Source organism: Brachyspira sp. SAP_772, assembly GCF_009755885.1.
GTDB lineage: Bacteria > Spirochaetota > Brachyspiria > Brachyspirales > Brachyspiraceae > Brachyspira.
The window spans coordinates 649,915-670,476 of sequence record NZ_VYIX01000001.1; the positions used below are offsets into that span (position 1 = coordinate 649,915).

16 protein-coding genes are annotated in these 20,562 nt (G+C 27.8%); 11 read left to right on the forward strand and 5 right to left on the reverse strand.

Features of this window, described 5'->3' with window-relative positions:
* Nucleotide 1: 1 nt before the first annotated feature.
* The 4 genes from GQX97_RS02830 to GQX97_RS02845 all read right to left on the reverse strand — a co-directional run bounded on the left by GQX97_RS02830 (nucleotide 2) and on the right by GQX97_RS02845 (nucleotide 5,247).
* The gene (locus tag GQX97_RS02830; protein WP_157150438.1) at nucleotides 2–1,300 is read right to left on the reverse strand and encodes a nitrate/nitrite transporter; all 1,299 of its coding nucleotides are present in this window, start codon (nucleotides 1,298–1,300) and stop codon (nucleotides 2–4) included.
* A gap of 103 nt (nucleotides 1,301–1,403) precedes the next feature.
* Complete coding sequence (locus tag GQX97_RS02835) at nucleotides 1,404–2,837, reverse strand: FGGY-family carbohydrate kinase (RefSeq protein ID WP_157150439.1); 1,434 nt, start codon at nucleotides 2,835–2,837, stop codon at nucleotides 1,404–1,406.
* Nucleotides 2,838–2,918: 81 nt separating this feature from the next.
* A complete protein-coding gene (locus GQX97_RS02840; RefSeq protein ID WP_157150440.1) occupies nucleotides 2,919–4,406 on the reverse strand; it encodes an FAD-binding oxidoreductase in 1,488 nt (495 codons plus the stop codon).
* Between the two features lie 58 nt (nucleotides 4,407–4,464).
* Entirely contained in the window at nucleotides 4,465–5,247 is a 783-nt protein-coding gene (locus GQX97_RS02845; protein ID WP_198391192.1) for an SDR family NAD(P)-dependent oxidoreductase, read from the reverse strand.
* A gap of 242 nt (nucleotides 5,248–5,489) precedes the next feature.
* Between GQX97_RS02845 and GQX97_RS02850 the strand changes: the two genes are divergently transcribed.
* The 7 genes from GQX97_RS02850 to GQX97_RS02880 all read left to right on the forward strand — a co-directional run bounded on the left by GQX97_RS02850 (nucleotide 5,490) and on the right by GQX97_RS02880 (nucleotide 11,200).
* Nucleotides 5,490–6,278: a hypothetical protein gene (locus tag GQX97_RS02850; RefSeq protein WP_157150441.1), complete on the forward strand. Its 789-nt coding sequence runs from the start codon at nucleotides 5,490–5,492 to the stop codon at nucleotides 6,276–6,278.
* Between the two features lie 256 nt (nucleotides 6,279–6,534).
* Entirely contained in the window at nucleotides 6,535–7,902 is a 1,368-nt protein-coding gene (glmM, locus tag GQX97_RS02855) for a phosphoglucosamine mutase (RefSeq protein ID WP_157150442.1), read from the forward strand.
* Between the two features lie 121 nt (nucleotides 7,903–8,023).
* Nucleotides 8,024–8,797: a CAP domain-containing protein gene (locus tag GQX97_RS02860; RefSeq protein WP_157150443.1), complete on the forward strand. Its 774-nt coding sequence runs from the start codon at nucleotides 8,024–8,026 to the stop codon at nucleotides 8,795–8,797.
* A 31-nt stretch (nucleotides 8,798–8,828) separates the two neighbouring features.
* A complete protein-coding gene (locus GQX97_RS02865; RefSeq protein ID WP_157150444.1) occupies nucleotides 8,829–9,239 on the forward strand; it encodes a biopolymer transporter ExbD in 411 nt (136 codons plus the stop codon).
* 36 nt (nucleotides 9,240–9,275) lie between these two features.
* Entirely contained in the window at nucleotides 9,276–9,848 is a 573-nt protein-coding gene (gene yedF / locus GQX97_RS02870) for a sulfurtransferase-like selenium metabolism protein YedF (RefSeq protein WP_157150445.1), read from the forward strand.
* A 5-nt stretch (nucleotides 9,849–9,853) separates the two neighbouring features.
* Nucleotides 9,854–10,969, forward strand: coding sequence for an aminotransferase class V-fold PLP-dependent enzyme (locus GQX97_RS02875; RefSeq protein WP_157150446.1), 1,116 nt, complete (start codon nucleotides 9,854–9,856; stop codon nucleotides 10,967–10,969).
* A gap of 12 nt (nucleotides 10,970–10,981) precedes the next feature.
* Nucleotides 10,982–11,200: a putative Se/S carrier-like protein gene (locus GQX97_RS02880; RefSeq protein ID WP_157150447.1), complete on the forward strand. Its 219-nt coding sequence runs from the start codon at nucleotides 10,982–10,984 to the stop codon at nucleotides 11,198–11,200.
* 120 nt (nucleotides 11,201–11,320) lie between these two features.
* Here GQX97_RS02880 and GQX97_RS02885 read toward each other — a convergent pair whose 3' ends face one another.
* Nucleotides 11,321–12,511: a sodium:proton antiporter gene (locus tag GQX97_RS02885; RefSeq protein WP_157150448.1), complete on the reverse strand. Its 1,191-nt coding sequence runs from the start codon at nucleotides 12,509–12,511 to the stop codon at nucleotides 11,321–11,323.
* Between the two features lie 407 nt (nucleotides 12,512–12,918).
* On the opposite strand from GQX97_RS02885, the gene GQX97_RS02890 reads away from it, so the two are divergent.
* The 4 genes from GQX97_RS02890 to nagA are packed head-to-tail and all read left to right on the forward strand — an operon-like array spanning nucleotide 12,919 to nucleotide 20,559.
* Nucleotides 12,919–15,048: a hypothetical protein gene (locus GQX97_RS02890; protein WP_157150449.1), complete on the forward strand. Its 2,130-nt coding sequence runs from the start codon at nucleotides 12,919–12,921 to the stop codon at nucleotides 15,046–15,048.
* A 9-nt stretch (nucleotides 15,049–15,057) separates the two neighbouring features.
* Nucleotides 15,058–17,784 carry a heparinase II/III family protein gene (locus GQX97_RS02895; protein WP_157150450.1) on the forward strand — a complete coding sequence of 909 codons (2,727 nt, stop codon included), beginning with the start codon at nucleotides 15,058–15,060 and terminating at the stop codon, nucleotides 17,782–17,784.
* Between the two features lie 33 nt (nucleotides 17,785–17,817).
* Nucleotides 17,818–18,585, forward strand: coding sequence for a glucosamine-6-phosphate isomerase (locus tag GQX97_RS02900; protein WP_157150451.1), 768 nt, complete (start codon nucleotides 17,818–17,820; stop codon nucleotides 18,583–18,585).
* Between the two features lie 9 nt (nucleotides 18,586–18,594).
* Nucleotides 18,595–20,559 (forward strand): N-acetylglucosamine-6-phosphate deacetylase, encoded by a 1,965-nt coding sequence (gene nagA / locus GQX97_RS02905; RefSeq protein WP_157150452.1) that lies wholly within the window; start codon nucleotides 18,595–18,597, stop codon nucleotides 20,557–20,559.
* The last annotated feature ends 3 nt before the right edge of the window (nucleotides 20,560–20,562 follow it).

A 20,562-nucleotide genomic window follows, 5' to 3' on the forward strand; every position in this document is an offset into this window, starting at 1 on the left:
TTTATAATTTTGATGCTTTTTTCAATCTAAAATGAAGTATCAAAGTAACTGTTAATCCTATTAATCCTATAAATGCTGACATTAAAAAATAAGCAGTATATGCCATTGGGCCGTCATTATAATGTGAAAATATTCTTCCTCCTATATAAGGAATAAAAATATCTACAGAATATCCAAGCATAGACATAAGTCCTATAGCTCTTCCTAAAATATGTTCAGGTATATCACAGTAATCTAATGTAGACCAATATAAACCTCTTAAAGCATATCCTATTAAAGCTGTTAATATTACTAATACATAATATATAACTATAGGGAAAGAGTTGAATAATGACATTAGTAATAATAATACAACACCAGAGAACATAGCTATAGAAATTGTAACTGTTCTTCCTATTTTATCTCCAAGCATACCTCCGCCAATTCCTCCAACAGGACGCATCCATAACATTGCTACAGAAATATACCCAGACATTACTGCTGTAACGCCATGATTAACTGTTAAAAAACCTGAATAATAATATACTGTCCAATAAATAGTATAACCGCAAAATATTATAGCTGTAGCTAACCAATATTCTTTAATAGTAAGTAATACTTTTATATCTTCAAGCATATTTCTTTTTACTACAGGTTTATTTTCATTATTTTGAGAATTAGTATTTTCTATATTCTCTTTTTTATCTTCTTTAAGAAACATGAAAATTAATATAGCTATTAGTATACATAAAAATGAATACATATATATAATAGATTGCAATGCTTTCTTAGTTAATACTTCATCATTAGTGTTATCTCCTAATATAAATGCAAACATACTTACCGCTATAACTCCAAGTATAGCTTCTATTAAACCTCTTCCTCCATCCAAGAAACCAAATATTCTAGCCTGTTCATCTTTTTTAGCTAATAGTTTTATACCTTTCATCAAGGCACTCCAGAATGTAAAAACAGCTGAAATACCCCAACCAATATAAATAAACACTAGAAATTTTTTATCTGGTATTTGAGCAAACCAAAGACCAAAAACTCCTGTAAGGAATAATGATAATGAAACTAATTTCCTAGCAGAAAATTTATCAGCCAATAATCCGCTTGGAACATATCCTATTATGTTCATAATACCCAAAATTAAATATAAAAAGTTTAGCTCTTGAACAGTCATATCAAATATTAAAGTTATAGAAGTTTGATAGTTCTGTCTCAAATATAAAACAGGATATATTACCCCAGAACCTAATATTAATAAGAATATTCTAAAATATCTTAATTTATTGCTTGTATTAGATATATCACTCATGTTGCACTCCATTATTTTAATTAATCATCTTAGCCGTAATTAAATAATAGCCTTTCATATATATGAATAAAAATTAATGAATATATTAAAAAATCATAAATTATTATTTAAAAATCTCATGACTTCTTTTCAATATATCTTCTATAGAAGGAGGTATACTCTTATAAACTTCATTCATTCTATTATATATATCATTATTTTTTATATCTGGCTCTATAACTTCTTTTATTCTCACCATTTTCTCTACAGCTTCTTTATAGTCAGAATAAACACCAAGTCCAACCGCAACATTTATTGCAGTACCTAAGCTAGCAGCACCATTAACAACATTTTTATATGCAGGAAGTCCGAAAGCATCAGCCATACATTTCATGAATACTGGGCTGTTTGAACCTCCTCCAGAAATTATAAGTCTTTTTGGATTTATACCTAATTCATTGAACATATTTTGAGCATGATTTTTCATAGTTAAAGTTATTCCTTCAATAATAGCTCTAAATATATGCTCAGCATGATGTTTTTCATTAAATCCTATCATTACACCTCTTTTATAAGGTTCACTAGTTAAAGCAAGCCAATCCAAAATTACCATTAATCCATAAGTACCAGCAGGAATATCTTTAGCTAAATTATCAAGATATTGGTCTGGATGCATATTATTTTCTTTAGCTCTATTTATTACTTCTTCTCCAAGCAAATCTCTAAACCAACTAATAGTCCACATTCCTCTTCTTATTCCAGAGCTTTCATATAAATATTCATTAGGTATATCTGCAAAATTAGTAAAATAACTCTTTCCATCGTCTGTATTCTCGCTTCCCAAAACCATAGAAGCTATATAAGTACCTAAAGAAATTAAACAAGTATCATGATCTATAAGTCCAGCACCTAAGGCTTCTACTGCTTTATCATTTGCTGTTGCTATAACAGGTATGCCCTCAGGTATTCCAGTTTCTTCAGATGCTTTTTTGGTAATATATCCTAATATAGTGCCTGGCATTTGTAATTCAAAAAACATATCTCTTGGAGCATTAAACTTTTTGAAAGCTTCATCATTAGAATCCCAATCCCAAGTTTTTATATCTGTTGGAAATTGAAATGGTATAGAATTTGAAATTGTATCTTTAAACTCACCTGTAAGTCTATGAGTCATATAACCAGTAGAAGCTGTTATGTATTTAACTTCTTTGTTTTCATGCACATAAGGTGTATAAGCTCTAACATCCATCCAGCTCATTACTGGTTCAGCCAAACTTCCGTCAGCCTTTAAAAATGCCTTACAGCATCTTATAGTACATAAACCAACGCCGATTATATTTTTTAAGTCTCCTTTAAAATTAGCCAATGCTTTTTTACTTGCAACTCTCAATGAATCATATAAATCATCATCAGGGTGTTCAACATATCCCGGTTTTCTATATATCATTGGTCTTAAATTTTCTTTGCCTTCACAAACAATGTTTCCTTCAGTATCAAAAATAACTATTTTTGTACTTTGTGAACCGCCATCTATACCTAAAATGTATTTTTTGCTCATAATAAAACTCCATAAATAAGGTTCCAAAGCTATATAATTTTATTATACAGCAAGGAACCCAAAACGTATAAAATTTATAAATTAATTATCTCTAAATATAGAACCTTTGTTCATAATATCATTAGGGTCAAAAGTCTTTTTCAACTTTTCTAAGATATAATAAGCACTGCCATGCTCTTCTTTAGTCCATTCTGTTCTATATTTTCCTATACCATGGTGGTGACACATAGAACCGCCAGCTTTCAAAGTTTCTTCTACTATCATAGCGTTTAGAGGTATATGGTATTCGTTTATTTCATCTTCAGGTTTGCAATTTATATTATAATCGTATACGAAATACAAATTAGTACCATTTTGATAACTATGAGAAGAATGTGCTCCTAACATAGTGATGTCATCCATATGAGCAAAATCTTTTTTAATTCTTGCGATACAATTATCATATATTTGTTTTATTACAGCCCAAGTACCTGAAACTTCGGTAGTGTATCCCAATCTATGATTAGCTTTCATATCTGCAGTTTCAGCATCTATTTTATCTTGTCCCCAGCACAAATTAGAGAACCAATTTTCTATGAGTTTAGGATCAACTCTTTCAACGCCTTGATATTTTTCTACTATTTTGATTATTTCTTCTGATGCAGCTTTTGCTACAGAAGCAAGACCTTCAGTAGCGAATGTTAAAACACATTTGCCTTCATGCCAAGCATAGAAATGTTGATGAGCATCTTCTTCAGAATAAACACGGCATAAAGAAGGGCGTAAACCACTTACTATTATTTCACGAATAATATCTAAACCTTTATGCATATCATCTATTTTCCAGCCTAAATAAACCATATTTTCAGGCATATATTTAAATATTTTGATTGTAACTTCTGTAATATAGCATAAAGTACCTTCATTACCAACTATAACGTGACGAATATCAGGACCAGCAGATCTTCTAGGAACATTTTTAATTCTAGTGATAGTACCATCTGGGAATACTGCTTCAACTCCAACTATCATGTCTTCTATAGCACCATAGTAAGTAGATAATTGTCCAATACTTCTTGTAGCAACCAAACCGCCTAATTGTGCTTGAGGTTTTGATTGAGGAGAGTGTCCTGTAGTATATCCCATAGATCTAAGTTTATCTTCCAAATCTCCCAAAATTACACCGCATTCTCCAGTAACTTGCATAGCTTCTTCATCTATTTTTATAACTTTTTTCATTAAAGAACCGTCTACAACAACAGAATCTTTAACTGTAGTTTCCAAACCGCCTTCAGTAGCTGTGCTTCCTGTTCTTGGTACGCAGTTGATTTTATTCTCATTCAAAAATTTTAATACTTTAGCAACTTCTTCTGTGCTTTTTACTTTAACAACAGCAGCAGGATAGGGTAGGGTATATATACCAAAACCTTTTGAAGGGTATTTTCTAAATCTGTCGCAGCTGTTTTCTTTTAATGTTTGTTCATCTGTTATAACTTGTTCTTTAGGAAGAATATTTAAAAGACCTTTTACTATTTCTTCTCTAGATAATTTACTTCTAGATTCATGAATTTCTACTTGTTTCCATTTCATAAGTTTACTCCTATATATAATCATTTAATTTATTTTTAATAATTTTTTAAATAATTTATTATCTTACTAAGTATCCGCCATCTACGCATAAGATATGTCCATTAACATAATCAGATGCTTTACTAGCCAAAAATACTGTTGCTCCCATTAAATCATGAGTATCTCCCCAACGATTAGTAGGTATGTGATTTAATACTCTTTGATTAGATTCTGGATTAGCTCTTGTCTCTTTAGTGATAGGTGTTGCAAAATATCCCGGAGCAATACCATTAACTTGTACGTTAAATTGTGCTAATTCATCACAATAAGCTTTAGTAAGTCCAGCAATACCATGTTTAGAAGCAGCATAAGCAGGAGACCATTGACCGCCTAAGAAACTAAACATAGAACAAATATTAATTATTTTTCCACTTTTTTGAGGTATATAATAATGTGCTACTTCATAACTCATTTCAAAAGCTGCTGTTAAATTTAATGCTATCATTTTATCCCATTCATTTCTTGTAAACTCAAGAACATTAGGTCTATTTATACACATACCAGCACAGTTAACCAATATATCAACAGAGCCGAATTTATTTACACATTCCTGAACAATCTTTTTAGGGAAGCCTTTTTCTGTTATATCACCAATAATAGTTTCCATTTTTACATTTCTAGCTTCTACAAGTTTTTTTGTCTCTCCATTATCATCCATAATAGTAGGGGCAAATATATTAGCTCCAGCTGTAGCTAAAGCCAATGAAAAAGCTTGTCCTAAACCTGTATTTCCGCCAGTAACTATTGCATTTTTACCAGCTAATGAGAAATAATTCATATTGAAATCTGTTATGTTATACATAATTTCCTCCAAAAAAATTATATTTAATTCTTATGTTAATTAGTATAGAAATTTAAGCATGATTGTCAATAAAATCAGTATTTTTTTTAATATTTTATTAAATATTTGAGAAAATTATTAATAATATTGAAAAATAATGATTAAAATGCTATATTTACAAAAAATATTAGAAACACTATATAAGATGTTTGATAATTTTTTAAATAAATATATAATTTATTTAATTTTTTATTAGGATGGTTATGAAACAATTAATAGAAAAAAAAGATTTATTATCTTTCATTTATAAAAACATAAATACAAATATTGATTCTTTAAAAGAGAATTTTAATATAAGCACTTCTACCGCATATAGAATGCTGCAGCAATTAAAAGATGAAAATTGGATATTAATAGATAAAAACAATATAATATACAAGCCGTTTTCATATATTAATATACAAGAAGATAATATTAAAAACATATTAAAAAATGCTTTAGCTTATAAAGCTCATCAATTAATTAATAATGGTGATGTTATATGCTTGTCTGGAAGCTCCACAACAATGTCTCTAATGATACCGTTTATAATAATGAATAAAGAAAACATTACAATTATAAGTAACTCTGTATTGGTATTAAGAAGCTATTTGAATTATTATGATTTAGCTATAAATAAAAATATAATACTTTTAGTAATAGGAGGTACTATAAAAAAGCAATTTTACGCCTTTAATGGGGAGTATGTTGATAATATAGCTAATAATCTCAATATAGAAAAAGCTTTCTTTGGAACGCAATCTATAGATCCTCAAAGAGGTCTTTTTATGGATACATTATTAGAAAATATGGTTGAAAAAAAACTTATGGAAATTTCTAAGAATAATTATCTTATAGCAAACTACGAAAAATTCCAAACTAAGGGTTTATTTAAATGGGCAGATTTATATGAATTAAAAGGCATTATTAGTGATGTTGATTTAGAAGAAATAGAGTTTTCAAATAAAAACATAGAAAAATATTCTATGAAAATAGAGGATATAAATTGGTAAGTAATCTCTATAAATAAAATTGGAATTATTTTTATATTCCGATAATGTATATTATGTTAACTTATATATAGGTTCTTTTATAAAGTATATATTTACTTATTTATACAGCTACAGCAAGCAAAATTTTATATAATCTTCTTATTATATTTAATATTTTATTTATTTTCCTTGACAAAAGATTATTGATAAATTATCATATTTAAAAAATAATTAAAAATAAAAGCAAATAAATATAAAAAAATTGGAGTTTAATAAAATGCCAACTTTAAAAACAAGTATATCAGGAATTAGAGGTATTATTGGCGATGGTTTAGATATAAGTACTATAGTAGATTATACGTCTGCATTTGCATCTCTTTTTCCAAAGAAGGCAAAAATTTTAGTAGCAAGGGATACAAGAATAACAGGAGAATCTATATTAAATGCTGTTGCAGCTACATTGATGGCATCTGGAATAAATGTAATAGATATAGGAATAACACCAACACCAACTGCATTATATATGGTAGAAAAATTAAAAATACATGGCGGAATTATGATATCTGCAAGCCATAATCCTATAGAATGGAATGCTTTAAAACTTATAGGCAAAGGCGGGCATTTTTTAGATGAAAAGGCTGTTAATGAGCTTATGAAGCTTTATGATAAAAATGCTAAAAGATTTGTTAAGGCATTAGAGACTGGAACTTATCAAAAAATAGATAATGCTATAGAAGAGCATATAAAGCGCATTTTAAGATTTATAAATGTTGAAAAGATAAAAAAAGCTAATTTTAAGGTTGCTTGTGATTATGTTAATGGAACTGGATTATTTGCTACTCCACCATTACTTAAAGCTTTAGGAGTTAAAGAGGTTTCTATAAACAAAGAGCATACTGGTAAGTTTGCCCATGTTGCTGAGCCTTCTGCTGCAAGTATGAAAAGTTTATCTGAATTAGTAAAGAAAAACAAAGTAAATATAGGATTCACTCAAGACCCTGATGCTGACAGACTTGCTTTAGTATTAGATGACGGCAGTATAATAAGCGAAGAATATACTTTAGCTTTATGTGCTAAGTATTTATGGTTATCTGGAAAAGGAAATGCTGCTGTAAATTTGTCTACTTCTAGAATGATAGATGATTTAGCTAAAGAAAAAGGATATTCAGTTGACCGCACAAAGATTGGTGAAATAAATGTTTCTTCTCATGTTGTGAAAAATAAATTATATTTTGGAGGTGAAGGAAACGGAGGAATAATAGTTCCTGCTGTAACTCCCGGAAGAGATTCGCTTTTAGGTATTGCTTTAATATTAGAATTAATGGCATCTACTGGAAAAAGTATAAAAGAATTAGTTAACGAAATACCAAAATATGAAATTGTAAAAGAAAAATTGGAAGTAGCAAAAATTGATGAAAATAGTTTTTTAAAGCAGATAAAAGAGAAATATCCTAAATCTAAAATAACAACTATAGACGGAATAAAAATAGATTTAGAAAACTCTTGGCTTCATGTTCGCTCATCAAATACAGAGCCTATAGTTCGTATTATTGCTGAGGCAAAGACTAAAAAAGAAGCTAAAGAGTTAATTTCTACAGCAATTAATATGATAAAAGATAATAATAAATCTAAAAAAGCTAAATAAAAAACTTACTACTACCCTACTCTATTATGTTTTTTATTTATTATGTAATTTATATTTTTTACAAATTATAAAAAAATAGTTTTATTATTATAATAGAAAAATAAATTGGAGATAAATTACAATGAAAAAAATTAGTTTAGTAATGATTTTTATATTAATATCATCTTTTGCATTACACGCGGATGTTATAGAAGATGAGGTATTTAGATTAATTAATTTAGAAAGAAGCAAAGTATCACTTCCACCTCTTCCAAACAATCAAAGATTACATTCTTTAGCACTTTATCATAGTGATAATATGGCTAAGAATAAATTTTTTAGTAATACAGATTTAGAAGGTCTTGATTCTAAAGGAAGACAATTAAAATTATATCCAGAGATGGTTGGAAATATTACAGAAAGTTTTACAAAGCTAGATGTCATACCATTAACTGATAAAAATGCAGCAGCTAGTATTGTTAAAAATTTAATGAATACACCAGACTACAAAAAAGTAATATTATCAAAAGATTTTAATGCTATGGGAGTTGGTGCTTCAAAAAGAGGTATTGGGGTATATGCTACTGTAACTATGGCAAATATTGTAGCTGAGTCTGTTAATTTTAAGCCTGAAGTGAAATATGGTGATGATATTACTGTACAATATAGAATATTAAATAAAGCACCTTTCACAGATTTTAAAATAGCTGTTGAAATGGCTGATCCTCAAGCTAAAATAGTTGGAGATGATGGTCAAACTTATGTTGGTAAAGTGATATATGATGTTACAGATGCAGGAAACACTGTTATAAGTAAAACATTTAAAGCAGAATATGGCAAAGGAGAATACAAAGTTTCACTTCTTTATAAAGGAGAACATTTCTCAAGCAACACAAGAGTTATAACAGTTAAATAATTATTAAACAATAATAAAAGAGATTAATGCCATGAAGTTTAGACATAGGTTTACAATAAAAAAAGGTATAGATTTAACTCCTATGATGGATATAGTATTTAATTTGCTAATATTCTTTATGATAGGAGCTACAATCATGCAAACTCCTCAAATAGAAATTAGTTTACCAAAGTCTACTTCGGCTGTAGGCAAAGAAAAAAATGAAAATATAATAATAACTATATCAAAAGAAGGTAGCATATATGTTAATGAAGAGGCAGTAAACGATATAGACGAACATCTTAACAATTTAGCAAAAATTGAAGGAGAATTAGCCAAACCTGTAGAGATAAGGTCAGATGAAGATGTTAGAACTCAAGTTTTAATATCTGTGATAGACAGTGTAAAAAATGCTGGTTTTACAAGATTAGGTATAGCAACAGACACGCAAAATAATAATTAAAAAATTATTAATATATAATAAATTAGGAGTATTTTTATGAAAACAGTAGATGCAAGAGGCGTTCCTTGCCCAAAACCTTTAATATTAACTAAAACAGCTTTAACAAATGCTAGTATTAATGAAGAGATTGAGGTTCTTATTGATGATGAGGTAGCATTCCATAATATAACTGATTTTCTTAATAATAATAATATAACTTATACTAATGATGGAATGAATTTCAAAATAACAAAAAACAAAGAATTATCTCAAAATGAATCATCAAAAGAAAAATCATCAGGCCCTGTAATAGCTGTAGTAGATAAAAAAGCTATGGGACAAGGAAACGATGAACTTGGAGAATTATTATTAAAAGCATTTTTAGGAGCTTTAAAAGATGCTAGTCCAAAACCTGAAGCTTTATATTGCTATAATGGCGGTGTTTATTTAGGAATAGATGAGCCTTATAAAAGCTTATTACAAGAGCTTAGAGATGCTGGAATAAAAATATTTTTCTGCGGAACTTGTGTTAAGTTTTATGAATTAGAAGGAATAAAAGTAGAAGAACAAACTAATATGCTTGGTATAATAGAGGCTATGGCTAATGCTTCTGCTGTAATAAGAGCATAATTTTTATGAGCAAATATTATTATTTTGATAACTCAACAACGAGTTTCCCTAAACCTAAAGAAGTTGCTGAAGATATGAGTAATTTTTTACTTAATATCGGAGGCACTTATGGAAGGGTAAACACCAAAAGAGGCAAATACACTACTGAAAAGATAGAAGAGTGCCGAGAGCTTTTAGCAAATAAGTTTATAGGCACAAAAAAAGATTCTAACATTGTATTTACTTCTGGGGCAACAAGGGCTGTTAATGATATATTAATAGGCTTAGATTTGCATGACACAAAAATTCTAATTTCATCATTAGAGCATAATGCAGTACTTAGACCTATTTATCATTTATATAAAAACAAAAAAGTTGAATATCAATTAATACCTTCAAAAGAAGGAGGCAAAATTGATATTGAAGCTTTATCTAAAATAGTAAAAAATAATAAAATATCGCTTGCTATAGTTAATATGGAAAGCAATATTAGCGGAGTTATACAGCCAATAAAAGAGATAAAAGAAACTCTCAAAGATATTCCCCTACTCGTTGATGCCACACAATATGTAGGTGTTGGCGATATATTTGCTGATGAGTGGAATATAGACTATTTAGCATTTACTGGTCATAAGGGGTTGCTTGGTCCTACTGGTACAGGCGGTTTTTATGTGAAAGACCCTAGTAAGCTTAAAGCGTCTTATTTTGGCGGAGGCTTTGGAGATGGATTTGAAACTCCTTACAGTGTGCCAGAGATATATGAAGCTGGAACTCCTAATACTGTGGGTATTATAGGGCTTTTGGCTGCATTAAAGAATAGACCATCATGGAATATAACAATAGATGACATGATAGACACTATAAAAAAAATAGAAAGCTCAAATAAATATAAACTAATTTGGTCTAGAGATAAATCTTCACAGGGTTTTTTATTTTCTATAGAGAGTGATTCTCATATGGCTGAAATTGCTCATAGATTGTATGATGATTATAATATAGAATGCAGATATGGTTTTCATTGTGCAATTTTAGCTCATAATTTTTACAACAATAATAATGGTGCTATAAGATTTTCTTTTTCACCATATACTACAAAAGAAGATTTAGAATATTTAGCTGATGTACTTATAAATAAATTATAGGATTTTTAATATATGACTAAAAGTTTTTGTTATTTAAAAACACCGAGAGATTTAATAAAGGCAGAAAAAATATTAGAGGATGCTGGTATTGAAGTAATTGTACGTCCTGCACCAGAACCTATATTTGGTGTTTGCAATATGGCTATAGATATAAAAGATAATGACAAAGTATATATAGTTTCTCTGCTTGAGGCAGCAGGTTTAGTGGTATTAATAAAAGATAGCGAATAATATATAAATATAATTGGCTAATTTATTTTATAAAAATTATCAACTTTTTCCCGTTGCAAAAAGTGCAAGTATTTAAATTTTATATCTAAGAAATAAATATATATAATGATACCATATATATTATTCATGTTCTAATAGCTTTTTGTAAGAAGCTTCTATTGCAAAAGCTCCAAGCGGTGCTGTTATTAATATTGCAAGTACTGCTATTACAAGTATAATCTCTCCTGAGGCAAAACCTAACGACAAAGGAATAGAGCCTATTGCAGCCTGCACTGTTGCTTTAGGGCAATATGCTATCATAGAAAATATTCTCTCTTTTTTGTTGAGTTTAGTTTTTATTAATGATACAAATACTCCTAGCATTCTAAATATTAAAACAGCAAATATTAATACAATTCCTAAAACTCCACTCTTTAGAGCATAATTAATATTTACAGCAGCCCCAACTAACACAAAAAGAATAATCTCAGCAGCTACCCAAAGTTTTGAGTATTTTAATGAAAGCCTTTTTGATAACTCTTCTTTTGATTTTTTAAGATAAGCCCCAATACTCATAACAGCAAGAAGCCCAGATATTCCTATAACACCGCCGAATAAATTTGATATAGAAGTTTCTATGCTTACAAGTATAAAAGATACACTCAATATTATCACTACTTTGGCACTGTCTCTTATATGGAATTTAGTAAAGAACTTTGATAATATAAAGCCTATAATCACCCCTAGTAAAAGTCCAAATATAATAGAAGTTGGTATTTTTATAAAGTTAAGATAAGAAATATTGCCACCCTTAACAAGTGAAGTAAAAGATGTAAATAGCACTATTACAAATATATCATCAACAGAAGCACCTGCCATTAATAGTTGCGGTATGCTTTTATTGGTGCCGTATTTTTCATCTATAAGTTTAAGCATTTTCGGCACAAGCACAGCAGGAGATACAGCAGCTACAACAGAACCCATTAAAGCCGCATCTAATAAACTAATATCAAAAAGTCTTGGGGCTATTAAAATCATTCCTATTATTTCAAAACTTGCAGGCACGAAGCACATTAATATTGCAGGACGCCCTACTTTTTTTAAATCTTCTATATCAAGATTAAGCCCTGCCCTTGTTAATATTATAATGAGAGCCAATTCTCTTAAATCTGCTGATATTGAAAGTATTGAATTATCTAGCAAATTAAAGCAGTATGTACCAAGTATTATACCTGTAATTATTAGTCCTAAAAGCGATGGAAGTTTTAGAAGGGAGAATATTTTTCCAAGTATCATTCCGCATAAAAATATTAATGCCAAGCTAAGAAGCATAAAACTAAATCCTTTTTAATTGTGTTATATAGTTTTTTGATTTATGAATTAGAGATTTTAGAAAATATAAAAACTATTATCTGCAAAAATCATAAATCACTTAAATTAAGTATTAAAAAATAATTTAAGTTTATAAAAAATTGTAAATTTGCAGAAGTCATCAGCTTTTATATTTTTTTGATTAATTAAAAATAAATAAGCGGTTTAATTATTTAAAATTAATTAAATAATCTAAGGAGACCTCATTCCTTATCTTGCAAAATATTCTATCACAAATATTTTTTATTTCAAGTTTTTGTAAACTATTAATTTTTAATATAAAATAAAAAAATATTTTTGTTAACATATTAAAAAAATTACCGTTAATACGAATAGGTATTATAATATATTTAATGGCGGTTTAAAAAATGGCTGTAAAAAAAACAACTGAAGAAAATAAAGAAAACTATAAAAAAATTGCTGAGAAATTGCAAACAAAATTAGATAAATCTGAAGCAAAAATCATTGAACTAAATGAAAAATACATAAAAGTAATAGATTTGCAAAAAAAGAAATTAGAAGATAAATATAAAAAGCTTGAAGATAAATATAAAGAAAAAATAAAACAGTTAGAAGAAAATATAAAAAAATACAAAACCGACAATGTAAAAACAATTAATGAAGATATAACTAAACTAAAAAAAAGATTAGAGCTACTAGAAAAAAATAATAAAAAACTTGAAGAAGAAAAGAAAAAAATAGAAGCACAAAACAAAGAGCTTAACTTAAAAATTAAAGAAGCATTACAAGCTAATAAAGATACAGACAAAAAAGATAAAGAAACTTCAAAATTAATTAAAGACTTAGAAAGCAAATTAAAAGCTTTATTAACAGAAAAAGAGAAAATAGAAGCACAAAACAAAGAGCTTAACTCAAAAATAAAAGAGGCATTGCAAACTAGTAAAGATACAGACAAAAAAGACAAAGAAACTTCAAAATTAATTAAAAACTTAGAAAGTAAATTAAAAGCTTTAGAAACAGAAAAAGAGAAAATAGAAAATCAAAACAAAGAGCTTAACTCAAAAATTAAAGAAGCACTACAAGCAAATAAAGATACAGACAAGAAGGACAAAGAAACTTCAAAACTTATAAAAGATTTAGAAAGCAAATTAAAGACTCTAGAAGCAGAAAAAGAGAAAATAGAAAATCAAAATAAAGAGCTTAACTCAAAAATTAAAGAAGCATTACAGGCAAATAAAGATACAGACAAGAAGGACAAAGAAAGTTCAAAACTTATAAAAGATTTAGAAAGCAAGTTAAAAGAATCAGAGAATCAAAAAAGTAAAATTGAAGCTAACAATATAAAATTAAGTGAACAGATAGAATCATTAAAAGAAGAAAATAAAGGCTCTAAAGGTAATGCAAAAGAAATAAATGATTTAAAAAAGAGATTAGAACAGTCTGAAGCTTTAAGAAAAGAAGTTACTGAGAAATTAAAAAATGCAATACAACAATTAAAAGAAAACAAAAAAAATGCTAATAAACTTTCAAAAGAAGATAAAGAAAAATTTAGAGAAAATTTAAAAATATTAAAAAGAATAAAAAAAGAAAGAGAGTTATTAGACAAAAAAAGAGAGCACCTCAAAAAAGAAGAAGAGAAATTAAGACTAATAAGAAGCAATATACAAAGTTCAGCAAAAGACATAGCTTCAACTATTAAAAACAGTCAAGTTAATTATTATAATAATCCAAACATGCCAGAAAACCCATTAGACCCTAATGGAACCACTGATACTTTGAACATACAAGAAGATAAAGCTTTTGATATAGACCCCGCAACAGAAGAAGGTATAAAAAAAATGGCAGGCATAATGTGTGCTGCTATGGACGATTATAGGGAACAAAAAGAAAAAGAAAATAAAAAAGAAACTATAACAGAAGGAGAAGATAGATTAAACAAAGCATCAGAACAATTAGAAGATTTGGTGGAAAGCAGATTAGAAGACACATACCAAAATGATAATGCTCAAAAACGTCCATTTACAATAATAGATAAAATTGAAAACAGCAGAGTTGAAATAAATGAAGGTTACAGCCCTCAATCTGCAGGTCAAACAATAGTTACAAACAATGAAGATGGAAGCAAACAAACTATAACAACATCATCTCCAAATCAGCAAGTTCCAAATATCACAGTAAAAGTAGAAGCTCCAAAAGAAACAAGTAAATTATCAAAACCAGAAACTCAATTAAGACCTGCTAGTGAAACTCCTACTATGAGAATGAAACTTCTCGATGATACTGATGATTATGAAAAGAAACTTGTTATTACTTATGGCTTTGATAATATGCCTGAAAATATGTATTATTCAAAATACAAAAAAATATTAAGAAATGCTGCTAGAATAAGTTTGCTTGGTAATTTGCAAGAAGGTCTTGATATGTTTAAGCTTATAAGAGATCAAAATATACCAGATGAATATAAACAAATGATAGATAAAAACATACAAGATATAACTTATTATCTTAGAGGTTTACATAGAGTTAGATTGGAATAGAAGTTTTTTATGTATTTATTTTTTATTTTTATTATTATTATAAACATAATCTCTTGTTCATCAAAAAATGTTACTGTTGGAGAGATAAATGCAGTTTATAATAAAAAAGAAGATTCATATACTATAACTTTTCCTGAATATAATAAAATATATCCTAAATACATAGAATTAGAAATGAATAAAAAAATAAAAAATGGTATTATGTTAAGTTATAATATAGAAACTGATAATATACCAACCCTACTAGATATATGTGTTGAAGAAGATAATATAAAAAAAAGATATTCTATTGTAAACCCAGTTGTTAATCAAACTATTAATGTAGAATTATACGCCACAAATTTTACTCCGTATTTATCTAATGAAAAAATAAAAAATATAGAAATAAGCTTAGAGAGTGTTGGAAGTTATGATACAAAAGAAAAAGTTACAATTTCTCTAAATGAAAAAATAAATGAATATAAAAACATTAATACAATGGTATTAGTTTTACCTGAAAGCGGTCATATAGCAAGAAGCAATCCGCCTTTTTTTATGATTAATAAAAAATTGAATTTGTTTAGAGTGTATTTATCACAAGACTTATCTTTTAATAATTCATATGAATATACAATTAGAAATAATAATTTTTTTGATATTACAAATAAACTAGATTATGGAAAATGGTATATTGCTTTAGATGAAAATGGAGATACTAATTTAAGAAAAATATATCACTTTTTTATAACCGATAAAACTAAAGATATTAATACTATAACAAATACAAGAGCTAATACTCAAAGACCTTTTATTTTTACAGATGCTGCCACTCTAAATTTGTTAAATAATATATATAATTCTAAAAAAATGCCTCAATCAGCATTTTTAAGAAATTTTAATTATTTTAAGCTATACACTTCAAACAATGTAGGTAAATGGTATTTAGATAATATATCATACACTAATGAAAATAATAATAAAATATATTTTGCTAGTCTTCCATCACATATAATGCTTATGAGCTTAAGAGCTTATTTAGAAAAAGAGAATAACACATTTCAGTATGATATAAAACAAATAATAAAAGATATTACACTTCTAAATGAAAACAGCATAGAAAACTTTAATAATATAGAAGCATCATACATATTAGCAAATTCCTTATTAATGCCTTTTGATATATTATACAATGAATTATCATCTGAAGAGATAGTGTTAATAAAACAGAAATTTATAGATTATGGAAACATATTATATAAATACATAATTAATAATCCTTCATTATATAGAGATGCTAACAACATAAAATATATAACAACATTAGGTTTAATATCATTAAATATGCTAAATGAAAACCTATATCAAGAAGAAGTGAGAAGCTGGTATTTATTTTCTCTTAAATATATAAACTCTGTAATATTTAGCATGTTTGAAGATGATGGAAGTTTAAAAGCTTCTTTGGATAATTCTTTTGAAATTATTTTTAATATTTTTATATATGCTAATGCTTTAAAAAATGCTGGTATTGTTAATGCTTTTGAATATGAATCATTTAGAAATATAGGCAAATATTTATCTATTGTAGGATACCCATCAGGATATACTTTACCTGTTGGATACACATTGATAGACGGCAGAAGTAAAATGCGTTTTGATAATGGTGCAAGAAGTGCAATTATGGAGCTATTAAGCAAAACATATAACAATGCACTTTATAAAAACTATTCTGTATTTGGACAAAGCGAAGCTATTGATATAAAGTATTTGCCTTATATGCTTTTATGGAATAATCATTCTATAAAAGATGATGCTATTAGTGCTTTAAATAACGACTATCAAAGTGCCTATTTTAGAAATATAGAAACTGCGATATACAATAGAGATATAAAATCATTAAGCAGTCAATATTTAGGAGTATATGCTAAAGGTTATAATGCATATAATTCCTATGGTCTTAATCATAATGACAGAATGAGTTTTGTTTATTATAATTATGGGGACAGCATAATAGATGAACTTGGATATTTTTATTATAATGATGATAAAGAAATATTTGCATATGCTGATTTTCATAATACTATAATAATATCTGATACCACTAATGAATATAGAATAGAAGAAAAACCATCAAGTTTTTCAAAAATAATAAGCACAACTAATAACAATAAACTATTTTTTGTTAAAGCTAAAGCAAATAATGTTTATACTTATAAAACAACACTCAGAAACTTTGAAAGAACATTTTATTATTTAAAACCAAATGTATTAGTAATAAAAGAAGATATAGAAGCCTTGCCTAATATAAATAATGAAAACTATATTAACGGCTATAAATATAAATGGAATATAAATAGCAAACTTCCTATTAGTAATAATAATGATGGTTTTGTTATTGATGGTAAATATTCTACAAGTTATATAAAACTTTTATCAGAAGATAAATTAAACTATGAAGTATCAGAAACTAATATAGGAAATCAAAAGTTATATACAGCAAAAGTTTCAACTATAGATAATACAAAAAGATTTAGTCCTTGGGTAATGGTTATAACAATGCCTAAAAATAATGTGGATATAAAAGAACGAAGAAATATTATTAATACAAATATATCAATAAATAGTTTTAATTATACAAATTTATCATTTAAAGCAGGATATAAAGACTATAATATAATTTATCAATCTTCTTCTACAAATAATAATGATAAAATAGTATATACAGAAAATAGAGAAAGTGTTATAATAAGCCCGCATTAATTTTAATTAAATTGTTGAGGACTTATTTTTTTTATGAATATATATATAGCAGATTCTTATAAGGATTATACATATTTCACAGCAAATCATATTTTGCATTTTTTGGAAAAGAAACAAAAAATGAAAGAAAAACTCTATATTTCCGTATCCAGCGAATATGATACAAAAGATATTTATAAAGCAATAATAGAAAACGTAAAAAATTATAATATTAATTTTAAAAATATATTTATATTTCAGCAATCAGAATATGTTGGATTATCTCAAGATGATAAAAATAGTAAAGCATATTTTTTAAAAGAGAACTTACTTTCAAAATTAGATATCCCCAAAAAAAATCAATTTTTATTTGACGGAAGTAAAGATGAAAGTCAAATGGACAATCAATTAGAAATAATAAAAAAAATAGGCAGATTCGATGTTGTATGGTATTCACTAACCCCAGATTCTACTTCAGCAGGAAATGAGAGAATGTCATCATTATCATCATTATTTAGATTAAAAACATTAAGCGAACATTCCATAAAAGCAATTAAAACAAAATTTGAAAAAGAAGTGCCAACTATGGTATTTAGTATGGGAATGGGCATTATAGATATAGTTGATACAATTTTACTCACATCATCTGGTATAGAAAATTCTTGCTCTCTTAGAGATTGCCTAGAATGCGGTATAAGTAACTCTTCGCCTTTAAGCAAATTGCAAAAACATAGTGATGTTACTGTAATAGCAGATTATGAATCATCTTTGAGATTATCAAGTCAAACAGTATCAATGAAGATAAAACAAAAATTATTTTAAGGAGGATATATGAGAATAATTATAACTAATGAAAGCGTTTATGAATGGGCAGCATATTATACTGTAAAATGTATATTAGATTATTCTGACAGAAAAAAGCCTTTTGTATTGTCTTTTCCTTTAAGATATGTAGATAAAGCTTATTATGACAAACTATTATCTTTTTATAATGATAATATAGTATCATTTAAAAATATACATATAGTCTCTTCTGGTGAATATATAGACTCAGACATATCACAAAACTATTTAGAAGAAAACTTTTTAAAATACATAGACATTCCTAAAGAAAATGTGCACTTATTTAACAGTAAAGTTACAGACAGAAAAAAAGAAGCAAGGAGAATGTCAAACATAATAAAAAAACTAGGAAACATAACATTACTAATAGACAATTTAGCAGAAGATGGAAGTTTTTTACTTAATACTCCAAGTTCATCATTAGAAGGAAGTGTGAGGGATAAAAAGATAAGTGAGATAATTAGAAGCTATGAGGCAAAAAAATTCAATATGCCTGTAGAAATGTTTCCGAGAGAAGGATTTACTCTTGGATTTGAAGAGGCTTTTAATGCAAGATATGTGCTTGTTATGGCTAATGGTTATGATGTATCTGATGCATTGTCTCATTGTGTTGAAGGAGCAATAAGTCAGTTCTACCCTACTTCTGTTTTACAGGAACATAAAAAACTTATAATTGTAGCAGATGAAGAGTCAAGCAGCGATTTAAAAGTAAAAACTTATAAATATGCTAAGAGCTTAGAGAGTAAGAGCCTTCATCCTAAAGAGCTTATTAAAGGGCTTTATAAATCCTATTATGCTCTTACAAACATTAGAATATTTGATGGAGAGAAGTTTATAGATGGGCATTGTATAATAATAGAAAACAATATTATAAAAAGCGTAGAGAAAGAAATAGATGTTGATGCTGTAATTACAAGAATAGATTTGGGAGGAAAAATAGTAGCTCCCGGATATATAGATTTGCAAGTTAATGGCATAGGAGGCTATGATATTAACTCTACTCCAACAGTTGATACTTTAAAAAATATGAATGAAGTTTGCCAGAGATATGGCTGTACTTCTTATTTGCCTACAGTAATTACAAACGGTGATGAATATATGTTAAAGATTATAGACCTATTTAACAGAATAGAAGATTTATCTGTTATAGGTGTACTTGGCATACATTTTGAAGGTCCTTATATATCTCATGAAAAACGAGGTATTCATAATGATAAGTTTATAAGAGAAGCAGATATGAATATGATAAAAAAGATTAATGCTTCAAAATGTGTTATGGTAACATTAGCTCCAGAGATGGTAGACGGTAAAGTAATTGAGGCATTTGCTAAAGCTGGAAAGGTGGTATCTGTAGGACACACTAACGGTACTTACAGTGAAATAAAAGAGAAAATCCCTTATGGAATAACTTTTGCTACTCACTTATTTAATGCTATGCGTCCTTGGGGTTCTAGAGAGCCCGGCGCTGTGGGTGCTGTGCTTGAAACTAAGGATATGTATGCTGGTTTAATATGTGATGGGGTGCATTGTGATTTTGCTTCTGTGGAGCTTGCTTACAAATTAAAGACAGGGCACATTTGTATTGTAACGGATGCTATAGCTCCTGCCGCTGCTCCAGAGATAAAAGAATATAACTGGGCTGGCAAAAAGATACATAGAGATGGAAACAGACTTATAGATGATAATGGTACTTTAGGTGGGGCTTCTATTACTATGAGTCAGTCTGTAAGAAATATTGTTAATCAAGTTGGTGCTACAGTTGAGGAGGCTTTAAAGATGGCTTCGCTTTATCCTGCTCAGGTTATGGGTATAGATGATAAATATGGAAGGATAAAAGAGGGATATATTGCTGATTTAGTTATATTAGATGAAAAGTTAGTTGTAAAAGGTGTAGTATTTAAGGGTAATTATAAAGAATATAATTATGACTATGAATGGGAAAGTAATGTATAAAGG

Excerpts from the sequence above, each read along its gene's own strand:
- GQX97_RS02895 (WP_157150450.1), top strand. The coding sequence starts at position 15,058 with ATGTATTTATTTTTTATTTTTATTATTATTATAAACATAATCTCTTGT.
- GQX97_RS02885 (WP_157150448.1), bottom strand. The coding sequence starts at position 12,511 with ATGCTTCTTAGCTTGGCATTAATATTTTTATGCGGAATGATACTTGGA.
- GQX97_RS02900 (WP_157150451.1), top strand. The coding sequence starts at position 17,818 with ATGAATATATATATAGCAGATTCTTATAAGGATTATACATATTTCACA.
- GQX97_RS02880 (WP_157150447.1), top strand. The coding sequence starts at position 10,982 with ATGACTAAAAGTTTTTGTTATTTAAAAACACCGAGAGATTTAATAAAG.
- GQX97_RS02830 (WP_157150438.1), bottom strand. The coding sequence starts at position 1,300 with ATGAGTGATATATCTAATACAAGCAATAAATTAAGATATTTTAGAATA.
- GQX97_RS02835 (WP_157150439.1), bottom strand. The coding sequence starts at position 2,837 with ATGAGCAAAAAATACATTTTAGGTATAGATGGCGGTTCACAAAGTACA.
- nagA (WP_157150452.1), top strand. The coding sequence starts at position 18,595 with ATGAGAATAATTATAACTAATGAAAGCGTTTATGAATGGGCAGCATAT.
- GQX97_RS02875 (WP_157150446.1), top strand. The coding sequence starts at position 9,854 with ATGAGCAAATATTATTATTTTGATAACTCAACAACGAGTTTCCCTAAA.
- GQX97_RS02890 (WP_157150449.1), top strand. The coding sequence starts at position 12,919 with ATGGCTGTAAAAAAAACAACTGAAGAAAATAAAGAAAACTATAAAAAA.
- glmM (WP_157150442.1), top strand. The coding sequence starts at position 6,535 with ATGCCAACTTTAAAAACAAGTATATCAGGAATTAGAGGTATTATTGGC.
- GQX97_RS02860 (WP_157150443.1), top strand. The coding sequence starts at position 8,024 with ATGAAAAAAATTAGTTTAGTAATGATTTTTATATTAATATCATCTTTT.
- GQX97_RS02850 (WP_157150441.1), top strand. The coding sequence starts at position 5,490 with ATGAAACAATTAATAGAAAAAAAAGATTTATTATCTTTCATTTATAAA.
- yedF (WP_157150445.1), top strand. The coding sequence starts at position 9,276 with ATGAAAACAGTAGATGCAAGAGGCGTTCCTTGCCCAAAACCTTTAATA.
- GQX97_RS02840 (WP_157150440.1), bottom strand. The coding sequence starts at position 4,406 with ATGAAATGGAAACAAGTAGAAATTCATGAATCTAGAAGTAAATTATCT.
- GQX97_RS02865 (WP_157150444.1), top strand. The coding sequence starts at position 8,829 with ATGAAGTTTAGACATAGGTTTACAATAAAAAAAGGTATAGATTTAACT.
- GQX97_RS02845 (WP_198391192.1), bottom strand. The coding sequence starts at position 5,247 with ATGTATAACATAACAGATTTCAATATGAATTATTTCTCATTAGCTGGT.